This window comes from Streptomyces sp. NPDC056503 (assembly GCF_042794995.1).
Taxonomy (GTDB): Bacteria; Actinomycetota; Actinomycetes; order Streptomycetales; family Streptomycetaceae; genus Streptomyces.
On the sequence record NZ_JBHTST010000064.1, the window covers coordinates 1 to 13,274 of the forward strand.

9 protein-coding genes are annotated in these 13,274 nt (G+C 72.0%); 5 read left to right on the forward strand and 4 right to left on the reverse strand.

All coding sequences use genetic code 11. The annotated features are described in order from the left end of the window. Positions 1 to 35 precede the first annotated feature (35 nt). Positions 36 to 3,092, reverse strand: coding sequence for an excinuclease ABC subunit UvrA (gene uvrA / locus ACFQ8C_RS20175; RefSeq protein WP_383459206.1), 3,057 nt, complete (start codon positions 3,090 to 3,092; stop codon positions 36 to 38). A gap of 208 nt (positions 3,093 to 3,300) precedes the next feature. Here uvrA and ACFQ8C_RS20180 point away from each other — a divergent pair, with 208 nt between their 5' ends. The 5 genes from ACFQ8C_RS20180 to ACFQ8C_RS20200 all read left to right on the forward strand — a co-directional run bounded on the left by ACFQ8C_RS20180 (position 3,301) and on the right by ACFQ8C_RS20200 (position 9,207). Then, positions 3,301 to 3,990 (forward strand): maleylpyruvate isomerase family mycothiol-dependent enzyme, encoded by a 690-nt coding sequence (locus ACFQ8C_RS20180; protein ID WP_383459209.1) that lies wholly within the window; start codon positions 3,301 to 3,303, stop codon positions 3,988 to 3,990. A gap of 49 nt (positions 3,991 to 4,039) precedes the next feature. Then, positions 4,040 to 4,696: an MBL fold metallo-hydrolase gene (locus ACFQ8C_RS20185; protein ID WP_383459212.1), complete on the forward strand. Its 657-nt coding sequence runs from the start codon at positions 4,040 to 4,042 to the stop codon at positions 4,694 to 4,696. A 284-nt stretch (positions 4,697 to 4,980) separates the two neighbouring features. Then, a complete protein-coding gene (locus ACFQ8C_RS20190; protein ID WP_383459215.1) occupies positions 4,981 to 6,273 on the forward strand; it encodes an MFS transporter in 1,293 nt (430 codons plus the stop codon). Between the two features lie 363 nt (positions 6,274 to 6,636). Continuing rightward, entirely contained in the window at positions 6,637 to 7,008 is a 372-nt protein-coding gene (locus ACFQ8C_RS20195) for a hypothetical protein (protein WP_383459218.1), read from the forward strand. A gap of 87 nt (positions 7,009 to 7,095) precedes the next feature. Continuing rightward, positions 7,096 to 9,207, forward strand: a complete 2,112-nt coding sequence (locus ACFQ8C_RS20200; protein ID WP_383459221.1) for a hypothetical protein — start codon at positions 7,096 to 7,098, stop codon at positions 9,205 to 9,207. 84 nt (positions 9,208 to 9,291) lie between these two features. On the opposite strand, the gene ACFQ8C_RS20205 is transcribed toward ACFQ8C_RS20200, so the two are convergent. The 3 genes from ACFQ8C_RS20205 to ACFQ8C_RS20215 all read right to left on the reverse strand — a co-directional run bounded on the left by ACFQ8C_RS20205 (position 9,292) and on the right by ACFQ8C_RS20215 (position 13,211). Next, entirely contained in the window at positions 9,292 to 10,269 is a 978-nt protein-coding gene (locus ACFQ8C_RS20205) for a TerC/Alx family metal homeostasis membrane protein (protein WP_383459224.1), read from the reverse strand. Between the two features lie 272 nt (positions 10,270 to 10,541). Further along, a complete protein-coding gene (locus tag ACFQ8C_RS20210; protein WP_383459227.1) occupies positions 10,542 to 12,434 on the reverse strand; it encodes a TerD family protein in 1,893 nt (630 codons plus the stop codon). A gap of 198 nt (positions 12,435 to 12,632) precedes the next feature. Beyond that, positions 12,633 to 13,211, reverse strand: coding sequence for a TerD family protein (locus ACFQ8C_RS20215; protein WP_383459230.1), 579 nt, complete (start codon positions 13,209 to 13,211; stop codon positions 12,633 to 12,635). Positions 13,212 to 13,274: the final 63 nt, after the last annotated feature.

A 13,274-nucleotide genomic window follows, 5' to 3' on the forward strand; every position in this document is an offset into this window, starting at 1 on the left:
CTAAAACACTCATCCCGGACGACCCGGCGACGACGTCACGCCTTGCGGGTGCGGGTCGCCGTCTTCCTGGCCGGTGCCGTCTTCTTCGCGGACTCGGCGGTCTTGGCCGCCTTCACGGCCTTCGCGGGCGCCGCCTCGGCGGCCTTGGCGGCCGTCTTCCTGGCCGGGGCCTTCTTCGCCGCCGTCTTCTTCGCGGCCGTCTTCTTCGCCGCCCCGCGCGGCGCGGGCACGCCCGCGTCGCTGATCCGGTCGGCGCCGAGGATCTCGCGGAGGAACTTGCCGGTGTGGCTGGCCGGCTCCGAGGCGACCTCCTCGGGGGTGCCCTCGGCGACGACCATGCCGCCGCCGCTGCCGCCCTCCGGGCCCATGTCGATGATCCAGTCGGCGGTCTTGATCACGTCGAGGTTGTGCTCGATGACGATCACCGAGTTGCCCTTGTCGACGAGACCGGACAGCACCTTGATCAGCTTCGAGATGTCCTCGAAGTGGAGCCCGGTGGTCGGCTCGTCGAGCACGTAGACCGTGCGGCCGGTCGACCGCTTCTGGAGCTCGGAGGCGAGCTTGACGCGCTGCGCCTCGCCGCCGGAGAGCGTCGGCGCGGACTGCCCGAGGCGGACGTATCCGAGTCCGACCTCGTTGAGCGTCCGCAGGTGGCGGGCGATCGTGGGGACGGCCTCGAAGAAGTCGAGGGCCTCCTCGATCGGCATGTCCAGGACCTCGGCGATGGACTTGCCCTTGTAGTGGACCTCCAGGGTCTCCCGGTTGTACCGGGCCCCGTGGCAGACCTCGCACGGGACGTACACGTCCGGGAGGAAGTTCATCTCGATCTTGATCGTGCCGTCGCCGGAGCAGTTCTCGCAGCGGCCGCCCTTGACGTTGAAGGAGAAGCGGCCGGGCAGGTAGCCCCGCACCTTCGCCTCCATCGTCTCCGCGAAGAGCTTGCGGACGTGGTCGAAGACGCCGGTGTACGTCGCCGGGTTGGAGCGCGGGGTGCGGCCGATCGGCGACTGGTCGACGTGCACGACCTTGTCGACGAGGTCGTCGCCCTCCACCCGCGTGTGCCGGCCGGGCACCGTCTTGGCGCCGTTCAGCTCGCGCGCCAGGTGGGTGTAGAGGATGTCGTTGACCAGCGTCGACTTGCCGGAGCCGGAGACGCCGGTGACGGCGGTGAGGACGCCCAGCGGGAAGGAGACGTCGATGTCCCGCAGGTTGTTCTCGCGGGCGCCGTGGACGGTGAGCAGCCGTCCGGGGTCGAGGGGGCGGCGGACGTCCGGGGTGGTGATCGCCCGGCGGCCGGAGAGGTACTGCCCGGTCATCGACTCCTCGTTGGCGAGGAGCTCCTTCAAGGTGCCGGAGTGGACGACCTTGCCGCCGTGCTCGCCGGCGCCGGGGCCGATGTCGACGACCCAGTCGGCGACCTTGATGGTGTCCTCGTCGTGCTCGACGACGATGAGGGTGTTGCCCATGTCGCGGAGGCGGACGAGGGTCTCGATCAGGCGGTGGTTGTCGCGCTGGTGGAGACCGATGGACGGCTCGTCGAGGACGTAGAGCACGCCGACCAGGCCGGAGCCGATCTGGGTGGCGAGCCGGATGCGCTGGGCCTCGCCGCCGGACAGGGTGCCGGCCGCGCGGTTGAGCGAGAGGTAGTCGAGGCCGACGTCGACGAGGAAGCGCAGCCGCTCGTTGACCTCCTTGAGGACCCGCTCGGCGATCTGCTTGTCGCGGGCGTTGAGCGTCAGGCGGGCGAGGAACTCGGCGCAGTCGCTGATGGACATGGCGGAGACCTCGGCGATGGACCGGTCCATCACGGTGACCGCGAGCACGATCGGCTTGAGCCGGGTGCCGTGGCAGGTGGGGCAGGGCACCTCGCGCATGTACCCCTCGAAGCGCTCCCGGCTGGAGTCGCTCTCGGCCTCGCCGTGCCGCCGCTTCACGAAGGAGACGGCGCCTTCGAAGGCGGGACTGGTCCAGGCGCGCTCGCGCCCGTACCTGTTCCGGTAGCGGACCTCGATCTGGGTCTTGTGGCCGTGCATGAGGGCCTTCTTGGCCCGCTGCGGGAGGCCCGCGTAGGGGATGTCGGTGCGGAAGCCGAGGGCCTGGGAGAGCCCGTCGATCATCCGGCCGAAGTACTCCTTGGTGTGGCCGTGGGACCAGGGGTGGATCGCGCCCTCGTCGAGGGACTTCTCCTCGTCGGGGACGACCAGCTCGGGGTCGACCTCCATGCGGGTGCCGATGCCGGTGCAGTCGGGGCAGGCGCCGAAGGGTGAGTTGAAGGAGAAGGAGCGGGGCTCCAGCTCCTCGAAGGAGAGGTCGTCGTAGGGGCAGTAGAGGTGCTCCGAGTACATCTTCTCGCGCTCGGGGTCGTCCTCGGCGAGGTCGACGAAGTCGAGCACGACCATGCCGCCGGAGAGCCCGAGGGCGGTCTCGACGGAGTCGGTGAGGCGCCGCTTCGCGGAGTCCTTCACGGTGAGGCGGTCGACGACCACCTCGATGGTGTGCTTCTCCTGCTTCTTCAGCGTCGGCGGCTCGCTGAGCTGGATCGTCTGCCCGTCGACCCGGGCGCGGCTGTAGCCCTTGGTCTGGAGGTCGGCGAAGAGGTCGACGAACTCGCCCTTGCGCTCGCGCACGAGCGGGGAGAGCACCTGGAAGCGGCTGCCCTCGGGGAGCTCCAGGACCCTGTCGACGATGGCCTGCGGCGACTGGCGGGAGATCGGCCGGCGGCACTCGGGACAGTGCGGCTTGCCGATGCGGGCGAAGAGGAGGCGGAGGTAGTCGTAGACCTCGGTGATGGTGCCGACCGTCGAGCGCGGGTTGCGCGAGGTCGACTTCTGGTCGATGGAGACGGCGGGCGAGAGACCCTCGATGAAGTCCACGTCCGGCTTGTCCATCTGGCCGAGGAACTGCCGTGCGTACGAGGAGAGCGACTCGACGTACCGGCGCTGCCCCTCGGCGAAGATCGTGTCGAACGCGAGGGAGGACTTGCCCGACCCCGAGAGCCCGGTGAAGACGATGAGGGAGTCACGGGGGAGGTCGAGCGAGACGTTCTTGAGGTTGTGCTCGCGCGCGCCACGGACGATGAGACGGTCGGCCACGCCGGTCCGCACCTTTCTTGAGAGAGCGGATGGAGAGCGGATGGAGAGCGGATGTGCCTGGACACCCGACAAGCACTCAACAACCAAGGATGCCGGATGCTTCCTCGGTGGTCGGTTGCCGATCCCGAGCCTATAGCACGTACATTCGATTTCCGGCGTTCGCTCGTCTGCTTCACCCGAACGAGTGGACGGCGCTAGGGTCGGCGTCATGATCGATCACGAGCGCGACCTCGCCTCCCTGCACGAAGCGACCGAGCGGCTGCTGACCGACGCCGCCTCCTGGGACAACGCCTTCGTCGCCCAGCCGTCACGGCTTCCGGGCTGGACACGCGGCCATGTCCTCGCCCACCTGGCCCGGAACGCCGAGGCTCTGGTGAACGTCCTCGAAGGCCGTCCGATGTACGCGAGCGCCGAGACCCGCGACGCGGACATCGAGCGCGACGCCCCCCGCCCGCTCGACGTCCAGCTCGCCGACGTGCGCGCGACCTACGCCCGCTTCCAGGAGGTCGCCGCCGTCCCGGCCGACTGGAGCCGCACCGTCGCCCTGCGCAACGGCATCTCCGACACCGCCTCCCGGCTCCCCTTCCGCCGCTGGGTGGAGGTGGCCGTCCACCACGTGGACCTCGACTGCGGCTACGAGCTGGAGGACCTCCCCGAGGAGTTCGTCCAGCGCGAGATCGACTTCCTCACCGAGCGCTTCGGCACCCTGGGGAACCTGCCGCCGACCGTCCTGTGGGCGAGCGACGGCCGCACCTGGACGACCGGGGACGCCTCCGGCGAGGAGGGCGTCGCCGTCATGGGGTCGGCGGCCGACCTGCTCGGCTGGCTGGCCGGCCGCCGCGACGGCTCGGCCCTCACCACCAAGGGCGGCGCGCTCCCCACGCTCCCGGCGCTGTAGGCCCGGGCTCACCGGGACCGCTGTCGGTGCGCGGGGCTAGTCTGAGGCCATGACGTACAGCGGAGCGGTGAGGGTGGGCGGTCCTGCCGACGTCCACGAGCTGAAGGACCTGATGATCTCCAAGGTCGCCGTCGGCCCGATGGACAACAACGCGTACCTGCTGCGCTGTCGGGCCACCGGCGAGCAGCTGCTCGTGGACGCGGCCAACGACGCGGAGACCCTGCTCACGCTGATCGGTGACGACGGCATCGCCTCCGTCGTCACCACCCACCGGCACGGCGACCACTGGCAGGCCCTGGCCCGGGTCGTCGCCGCCACCGGCGCCACCACCTACGCGGGCGCGTACGACGCGGAGGGCATCCCGGTCGCCACCGACGTCCCGGTCGAGGACGGCGACACGATCCGCGTGGGCGAGGTCGAGCTCACCGCCCGCCGGCTCGTCGGCCACACCCCCGGCTCGATCGCGCTCGTCTACGACGACCCGCACGGCCACCCGCACCTCTTCACCGGCGACTGCCTCTTCCCCGGCGGCGTCGGCAACACCCGGAAGGACCCGGAGGCCTTCGCGAGCCTCCTGCGCGACGTGGAGACCAAGCTCTTCGCCGCCCTGCCGGACGAGACCTGGGTCTACCCCGGCCACGGCAAGGACACCACGCTCGGTGACGAGCGCCCGCACCTCCCGGAGTGGCGCGAGCGCGGCTGGTAGCCCCCGAGGCCCCCGGCGCCGGCACCGTCCCGTCGACCGGGCCGGCGCCCCCGGGGCACGTCCGGCGGCTCGAACCCGGCGCCGGGAGGGCCCCTGGCCACGCGCTCCGGCCAGGAAGCCCCCGGCCATCCCCGCCGCCGTCCCACCGCCCCGGGCCGAAGCGCCCCCGTCAACGCCGGGGACGCTCCCGTACGCCCCCGTAACCCGGGCGGCGACCGGGTAGTTGGCGCCACATGCACCCCCGTCACACTCCGTCGCCACCGGCGGCCCGTCCGGCGCCCTCGATGCCCCGGCTCGCCGCCGCCTCGCTCGTCGGCACCGCCATCGAGTTCTTCGACTTCTTCGTCTACGGGACGGCCGCCGCCCTCGTCCTCGGCCCGCTCTTCTTCCCGACCTTCTCCCCGCTCGCCGGGACCCTCGCCGCCTTCGGCACCTTCGCCGTCGGCTTCCTCTCCCGCCCCCTGGGCTCCGTCCTCTTCGGACACGTCGGGGACCGGCACGGACGCCGCCCGGTGCTCTTCGCCTCGCTGCTGCTCACCGGCTGTGCCACCGTCGCGGTCGGCTGCGTCCCCACGTACGACACGATCGGCGTCGCCGCTCCCCTCCTGCTGCTCCTGCTCCGCTTCCTCCAGGGACTCGGCCTCGGCGGCGAGTGGGGCGGAGCCGTCCTGCTCACCGCCGAGCACGCCCCGCCGCACCGCAGGGCCCTGTGGGCGAGCTTCCCGCAGGTGGGCCCGGCCGTCGGCTTCCTCCTCGCCAACGGGGTGATGCTGGCGCTCACCGCCGGTCTGAGCGACGCCGACTTCCGGTCCTGGGGGTGGCGGGTGCCGTTCTGGGCGGCGGGGCTGCTCGCCGCCGTCGGGCTGCTGCTGCGCTCCTCGCTCGCGGAGACCCCGCAGTTCGAGGAGCTGTCCGCGTCCGGGCAGCGGGCGAACGCGCCGCTCGCCGAGGTGGCGCGCGGCCACTGGCGGCTCGTCCTGCTGACCGCCGGCGCCCTGGCCGTGGGCTACGCGATCTTCTACACGGTCTCCACCTGGGCACTGGCCTACGGCACCGAGCGGCTCGGGGTGAGCAGCACGGTGATACTGGTCTGCGTGATGGCGGCGGTCGCGGTGAAGGGCGCCGCGACGCCCTTCCTGGCCCTGCTGGGCGACCGCTGGGGGCGCAGACCGCTCTGCCTGGCGGGGTGCGCGGGGGCGGCCCTGTGGATGTTCCCGATGGTGGCCCTGCTGCACACCGGCCGACCGCTCCTGATGTTCCTGGGGTTCCTGGGGGCGCTGATGGCCTTCATCACCATGTTCGCGGTGGTCGCCGCGTACCTCCCGGAGCTGTACGAGCCCCGGGTCCGCTGCACCGGCGCGGCGGTCGGCTACAACCTGGCCGGCGTCCTCGGCGGCGCCCTGACCCCGATCGTCGCCACGACCCTGTCGGAAGGCCGCTCGGGCCCGCCGTGGGGCGTCGCCGCCTACCTGACGGCGGTGGCCCTCGTCAGCCTCGGCTGCTTCGCCCTGCTCCCGGAAACGCTGCCGGAGAAGACGCGGGAGCGGGAACCGGAGCCGGAGCCGGAACCCGTCTGAGTCCGGACGGATCAGGCCCCGATCCGTCCGACGGACCACGCCCGTCCCCCTGATGGTGTATTCATGGTCACGGAGCGCGCCTCGTGCCGAGCCGAACTCCCGCAGCCTGTAGAGGACTTCACCTCCGAGGCCAGGTCTCACATACGCGACGCCGCGGAGCCGGCGCCGCGTCGAGATGGCGGGTACCGGCGAAGAGAGGCGGCCCCTGACCGGCTATACCGTCAATCAGACGGCAGCGGGCCTCGGGTGGCGACGGACGGTACGTGAACGCGGTCAACAGCCCACTCCCCGACGACCACCCGGCGTCGGTGGACCGGCCGGCGCATCCGGCCCGACAGGCGAATCGATCGCACCGAGGACTTCATGACCTCCCCCTCCGACGACCACCCCATACCCGCCACCCCCCACCTGCAGGGCTTAACCCCCGTCGGCTACCAGGCGGTTCACCCGGGCTTCCCGACCGTGGGCTTCGGCGCCGCGCCGTGGCCCACGCAGGTCATCCCGGCGGCGGACCTCTCCGCCGACATGCGGCTGGTCCGTGACGCCCTCACGGCGATGTCCACCAAGCTGGACACCTTCCACGAGGCCTCGAACCGGGTCCAGCAGGACCACGAGGCCCGGCTGCGCGCTCTCGAGAGCCGCAGCTGGCCGCTGCCCGCGGCGACCGTGGCGATCGCGCTCACCGCGCTCCTCGTCACCGCGGCCGCCGCCCTTCTTCCGCTCGTCCTCAGGTAGTTCCGCCTGCCCGGTGCCCCGCCCGTTCGCGCGGGGCACCGGGCAGCCGCCGTCTCGCCCCGCCTCCGCAGAGTGGAGAAGCCCACCATGTCGACCTCGTCCCCGACCCCCTTCCACCACCCGCCGACTCGCGAGTGGCAGCAGAGGTGGACGGACGCGGTTCTCGCCACGCCCGGCGTGACCGCCCCCCGCGCCGCGCTGGAGAACATCGCCCCCTTCGTCATCCGGCCCAAGGACGACCTGACCGGCCCCGAAGCCGAACCCGACGGTGTACGCCGGCTGCGGCCGGACCGCTACCGGTGGGTGCACACGGACGCGGGCCGGATGCTGCTCCTCACCGTCACCATGAACGGCGTCGGCGGCATAGTCTGGGAACGGAACGAGCGGATCAGTTCGGAATGGCGATCCGTCTCCGACCCCAGCGCCACGGCGAACCGGCCGTCCCTGCCCCGCATCACGTCGTGGACCCGGCTGACGGAGGACGGGACGGAGCGCACCTTCACGGCGCTGGAGAGCACGGTCGCCGACCGGAACGCGCTGATCCACGGCATCGACCAGGCCTCCAACGCCCTCAGGAACCACGACGGCATGCGGCCGTACGACCTCCTCGAGGACCTGGCGCTCAACGGCCAGGTGGAGCCGTGCATGTACGTGGCCCAGCACGTCAACCTCGCGGAGGAACCGCCCCAGCAGCCCGACGGCTCTCCTCGCTACCCCTCCTCCTACTGGGGCTGGATGGCCGTGCGGGGCAACAACCGGACCAAGTACCGCCAGGAACTCTTCGGCGTGACGTCGTCCGAGGTGCTCACGGGCGTGCCGTTCAAGACGATCGGCCAGGACGGCACCGACGTGTCGGTCAGCCCGAGCTACTGGCTGTCCCGGCTCGGCGATCTGCTCAACGCGGAGTTCGCGGAGGCGGAGAAGGAGGGGCGGAGCGACAGCCGCGCCCATCGCGCCAGGGCGATCGCCGCGGTCGAGGCGCAGCTGGTGGTGGGCTCCTCCGCTCCGGAACGCCTGTTCCGCATCGTCCAGGGCAGCAATCGCCGCGACCACGTCCATCCTCCGCTCGAGTTCGGCCCCAACGACCGCGGACGTGCGCTGGGGCGGGGCGTCATCGGCGCGTACACGGCCGCGCGGATCCTCGACGACCGCACCGCCGACGTCCTCGCGGGGCACGCCCCGGTCACCGACCTCCCCGACGTCCCGGCCGACGCCTCCGTCGCCGAGCTCCGCGACATACGGTCCATGCTGCTGCTCACCAACCTCTTCCCCACACAGGAGGAACCGGGGAAGCGCAGGGCGATCCGGGCGGCACTGGGCGAGCCGGCCCCCTCCCAGCTCAACGGCAAGGACATCAACCGGCGCGTCCGCGCCTGGTCGGCGCTGACCTCGGAGTCGTATCCGGCGCCGTGGAACCCCCGTGTCGCGGAGGTCGTGCAGACGGCCCCGGGACGCAAGGGCATCGTCCTGCTCGACCGCCGCCTTCCGGAGCTGCTGGCGTCGGCCGACAGCGACCGGGAGGCCTTCGAGGAGCTGCTCGTCTACCGTGCGCCGCACTGGCTGGCGGCCGTCGACATCATCGACGCGGACCGCGGTTCCATCACGGGCCAGAAGATGGACGACGAGGGCCGGGAGGCGCAGCGCGTACGCCGGACCATCGCCAACGTCGTCGAGGCCATGCGCAAGCGTCCCGTCATGGCGGTGGGTCTGCTGCGCGAGCTCTTCGACGCGATGAACGAGTCCGACCGGCCTCCGCGGCCGGTGGACGAGACGGGCACGCCGACGGGCGGCAGGGCCACCCGGGCGTGGTTCAACCGGACCTTCACGAAGGAGTCCGGCACACGTCCGTACAACCGGCGCGGGAAGGACGGCGAACACGACGAAGCGGACGGCGGCACGGAGGGCGCCGGGGGAACCGGCGTCCACGATCCCTCGGCTGCCGCCGAAGCCCCGGCGGAAACCCCCATGCAGGCCCTCAAGCGACTCACGGAGGAGCTGGACCGCGAGATCGGGATGGCGGCCGAGCTCGTCGACGAGCTGATGAACAAGGTCGGGGACGTGTCGGAGGCGGCGACCGCCGCGGGCCTGGAACACGCGCTGGCGGAAGAGGAGGCCGAGGAGCTGGCCAAGCGGGTCACCAAGATCCTCCGCAGCCTCCGGAAGGTTCCGGAGGCCGTGATGGACCTCGGCCCGGCGTGACCTCGGGTCCCGTGCGCCTCCCGGCACACGGCAGGAGGGCCCGGCCCGCGTGATCGCCGGCCGGGCCCTCGTGTCCGTGCGGGATCAGGCGTCGACGCCCGCCTTCTCGGCCGCCTCGGCGGCCGCCTTCTCGGACTGCTTCCTGGAGGCGATCAGGCTGGTGATCGTGGTGATCACCAGGACGCCGCAGATGACCGCGAGCGAGACCGGGATGGAGATCTCGGGGACGTGGACGCCGGACTCATGGAGGGCGTGCAGCACCAGCTTGACGCCGATGAAGCCGAGGATCACCGACAGGCCGTAGCTGAGGTGGACCAGCTTCTTCAGCAGGCCGCCGATCAGGAAGTACAGCTGGCGCAGACCCATGAGGGCGAAGGCGTTGGCGGTGAAGACGATGTACGGGTCCTGGGTGAGGCCGAAGATCGCGGGGATCGAGTCCATCGCGAACAGCACGTCGGTCATGCCGATGGCGAGCATGACGACCAGGAGCGGCGTCATGACCTTCTTGCCGGACTGCACGATGAAGAGCTTGGTGCCGTGGTAGCGGTCCGCGACGCCGAACTTCTTCTCGATGGACTTCAGGACGCGGTTCTCGTCCCAGTCGTCCTCGTCGTCGTCCGCCATGGCCTCCTTGATGAGCTTCCAGGCGGTGTAGATGAGGAAGGCACCGAAGAGGTAGAAGACCCAGGAGAAGCTGGCGATGATCGCGGCACCCGCCGCGATGAAGATGGCCCGCAGGACCAGGGCGATGAGCACGCCCACCAGCAGCACCCGCTGCTGGAGGTGGGTCGGCACGGAGAACTTCGCCATGATCAGGATGAAGACGAAGAGGTTGTCGACGCTGAGCGACTTCTCCGTGATGAAGCCGGCGAAGAACTCTCCGCCCGCCTGCCCGCTGCCCCAGATCGAGACGCCGATGCCGAAGAGCACGGCGAGCACGATCCAGACGACGGTCCAGATTCCGGCTTCCTTGATCGACACGTCATGGGGCTTGCGCCCGATGAAGAAGTCGACTGCGATGAGAGCGCCCAGACCGAGAATGGTCAGCACCCACATGGTCATCGATACGTCCACTGCGCCTCCGGCGTCGTACGGCTGATCAGCGTCGTCGCTGCCGGAGGTCTCTTCCACCCGGGGCCGTGACACACGCCTGCCGGGCCGACGCCCCGGGACCGGATGTCCTTGATCCGTCCGTATTGACGGGTACGCCGCGCATGGGGAGTACTCCCCTCCGCTGAGGAAGAGAGTACCCGAAGAACCAAGAGAAGGTAAAGGAAAGGGTAAAGAGGGCTCAAAAGGCCAGGTCGGAACCGGTTGGCTCGGCTGTGCCGAGATCAGCCGAAGTTCCGTCGGCGCGCCTCCCCGACCTGTCCGAGGACCTGCCAGAGCACCGCGCTGCCCGGCGGGATCGTCGGCGGCTCGTACGTCCAGGCGTGGCCGACCCACGGGTCGGCGAGGTGGTCGTCGGGCACCGGGGTGAGCCGCAGCAGCGAGCGCCACAGCGGGTCGAGCACCGGCCCGTACGCGGCGGCGTCCGCCCGGTCCGCGACCATCAGCAGGTGGACGCCGACCGAGGGGCCCTCGTCGGCGAGGTAGCGGAGCCTGGTGACGGCCCGGTCGTCGAAGCCGTGCGGGAAGTCGTGGACGACGAGCAGCTGACGGGCCGGGTCGAAGCCGGGCGGCAGGTCCTCGGAGGCGTCGCCGCGCACCGCCATCTGCAGCAGGTCGACCCGCTCGGTCAGCTGCGCGAGGACGTCGGTGACCCCGGCCGCGCCCCGGGCGGGCGGCGCGGCGAGGACCCCGGTCTCGACGAGCGGCGCGAAGGCGGCGGCCCCACCGCCGGCCGGGTCGATCACATGGACGGTGAGGGCGCCCGCGGGGTGGGCGGCGAGCAGCCGGGCGGTGTGGGCGACGGCGCTGTCCAGGGCGAGGCGGCGCAGTTCGGCCTCGTCGAGCAGACCGGCGGCCGAGGTGCGCCCGGGCCCCGAGTCCACCCACAGTCCGCGCTCCAGCGGGAGCCGGACCAGGAAGGGGACCCGGAGGGCGCTCCGCTCGGGGAGGTGGAGGTCGCCGAGGCGGACCGCCATCGGGGGTTCTTCCGGAGACCGGTAGGCGTGCCAGGCGGGGTTGTCCCAGCGGGCGTAGGCGACGGGCAGGGCCGGCTCGACCACCTCGGACTCGGCGGTGAGCTGGGCGAGGTCCCGGTCGAGGACCTCCTGGGCCCGGTCCATGAGCTCCTCGTGCGTGGCCCGGGCGGCGGCCCGGGCGGCGTCGCCGGCCCCGCCGACACGGCTGCTCGGGTCGGCGAGGACCTGGTCGATGGCCCGGTCGAGGCGGTTGTCGGCGAAGTCGCGGGCGCTGCGGTAGGCCGCGACGGTACGGGCCAGGTCCTCGAACATGCCCCACACCTGGTTGTAGAGCCGCTCGTCCATGGTCCAGCCGGTGGCGTCCCCGGCGACCGGGGCCGGCCGGGACTCCGCGGCCGGGGCCGGCGGCTCGGCCGGCCGGCGCGGTACGTCTCCCGCGCCGGCGTCCCGGCCGGTCGCCGGCGCGGCGGGCGGGGCGGCGGGGCGGCGGCCCGGGTGGGCGTAGCTGATGGTGGTGGTGGAGGAGGAGGGGTCGGCCGGGGCGGTCTCGGGGACCAGGGGCGGCGGCACCGGGGCGCCGGTGGAGGCGGGGGCCGGGGCGGCCGCGTGCAGGACGGCGGCGGCGAGGTCGGCGGCGGCCGGAGCGCCCTGGTCGGCGAGGAGGTCGGCGAGCCCGCCCTCGTACCCCTGCCCGACGGCACGGACCTTCCAGACACCCTGGCGGCGGTAGAGCTCCAGGGCGACGACGGCGGACTCCTGGTCGAGGCCGGTGATGGTGTACGTGGCGACCGCCCCGCCCGCCGGGTCGGCGACGGTCACGAAGGGGGCGGCGGCGGTGCCGAAGCGGGCCGGGCCGCCTCCGCCCTGCGGCAGTGCCAGGAGCAGGGAGAGCCGGTGCACGGCGTCCGGGAGCGCCGCGAGGTCCACGGCGATCCGGTGCTCGGCCGCGACCTCGCCGGGCACCTCGACCCCGGGACGTACGGGCGCGCCGGGGTGGGCGATCCACTCGGCGCCGGCCACGCGGCCCTGCTCGTCGCCGAGGGTGGCCCCGGCGACGACCGGGTGTCCGGCGGAGACCCGGAGTTCGAGTCGGGTGTCGGGCAGGGGGTGGTTCTGCCCCCGGACCAGCTCGGCCGTCATCTGGACTCTGTTTCCCCTCGGCGCTTCGGGTCGGTCATGGCGTCGTGCCGTCGTGTGGTCACGCGGTCGTGTCGCCATGCGGTCATACGGTCGTGTCGTCACGCGGCATGCGGTCACGCGGGACAGCTCCCGGCGGGCCGGTGCCCGTCGGGAGCTGCGGTGCGGCGGCGGGGCGGTGGAAGCGCCCCGCGGGTCCGCCTACAGGTGCGGCAGGATCGCCGGCATCAGGTCCTGGAAGGTGCGGCCGTTGGCCGGGTTGCCCAGGGCGGTCATCTGCCAGCCGGCGCCGGCCCGGTGCACCTTCGCCATGATCTGCGCGGTGTACTGGCCGCCGCCGTCGAGGGTGTAGCGCGCGAGCTCCTGGCCGTTCGTCTCGTCGACGATCCGGCAGAAGGCGTTCTGCACCTCCTGGAACGTCTGCCCGGTGAAGGAGTTCACCGTGAAGACGATCTGGTCGATGTGGACGGGCACCCGCTGGAGGTCGACGAGGATGGCCTCGTCGTCGCCGCCCTGGCCCACGCCGCCCACGAGGTTGTCCCCGGTGTGACGGACGGAGCCGTCGTCGCTGACCAGGTGACGGAAGAAGACCACGTCCACGGGCTGCTTCTCGGCGAAGAGCACCGCGGAGGCGTCCAGGTCGATCTCGCGGGTGCGCGAGCCGAAGAGCCCCCGGCGCGGCGCCGCCTGCCAGCCGAGCCCCATCCGCACCTGGGTGAGGCTGCCCCCGCCCTGCTTCTCCAGGCTGATGGCCTGCCCCTTGGTCATGTTGACCGTCACGCGCTGCCCCTCTCGTCGTTGTGGCAGCACCCTACGCAGGGCCACTGACAACGTGCCGGGGGA

What these genes read in the sequence shown, in the direction of transcription:
- ACFQ8C_RS20180 (WP_383459209.1), top strand. Translation starts at nt 3,301, where the DNA reads ATGATCGATCACGAGCGCGACCTCGCCTCCCTGCACGAAGCGACCGAG.
- ACFQ8C_RS20185 (WP_383459212.1), top strand. Translation starts at nt 4,040, where the DNA reads ATGACGTACAGCGGAGCGGTGAGGGTGGGCGGTCCTGCCGACGTCCAC.
- ACFQ8C_RS20190 (WP_383459215.1), top strand. Translation starts at nt 4,981, where the DNA reads ATGCCCCGGCTCGCCGCCGCCTCGCTCGTCGGCACCGCCATCGAGTTC.
- ACFQ8C_RS20195 (WP_383459218.1), top strand. Translation starts at nt 6,637, where the DNA reads ATGACCTCCCCCTCCGACGACCACCCCATACCCGCCACCCCCCACCTG.
- ACFQ8C_RS20200 (WP_383459221.1), top strand. Translation starts at nt 7,096, where the DNA reads ATGTCGACCTCGTCCCCGACCCCCTTCCACCACCCGCCGACTCGCGAG.
- ACFQ8C_RS20205 (WP_383459224.1), bottom strand. Translation starts at nt 10,269, where the DNA reads ATGACCATGTGGGTGCTGACCATTCTCGGTCTGGGCGCTCTCATCGCA.
- ACFQ8C_RS20210 (WP_383459227.1), bottom strand. Translation starts at nt 12,434, where the DNA reads ATGACGGCCGAGCTGGTCCGGGGGCAGAACCACCCCCTGCCCGACACC.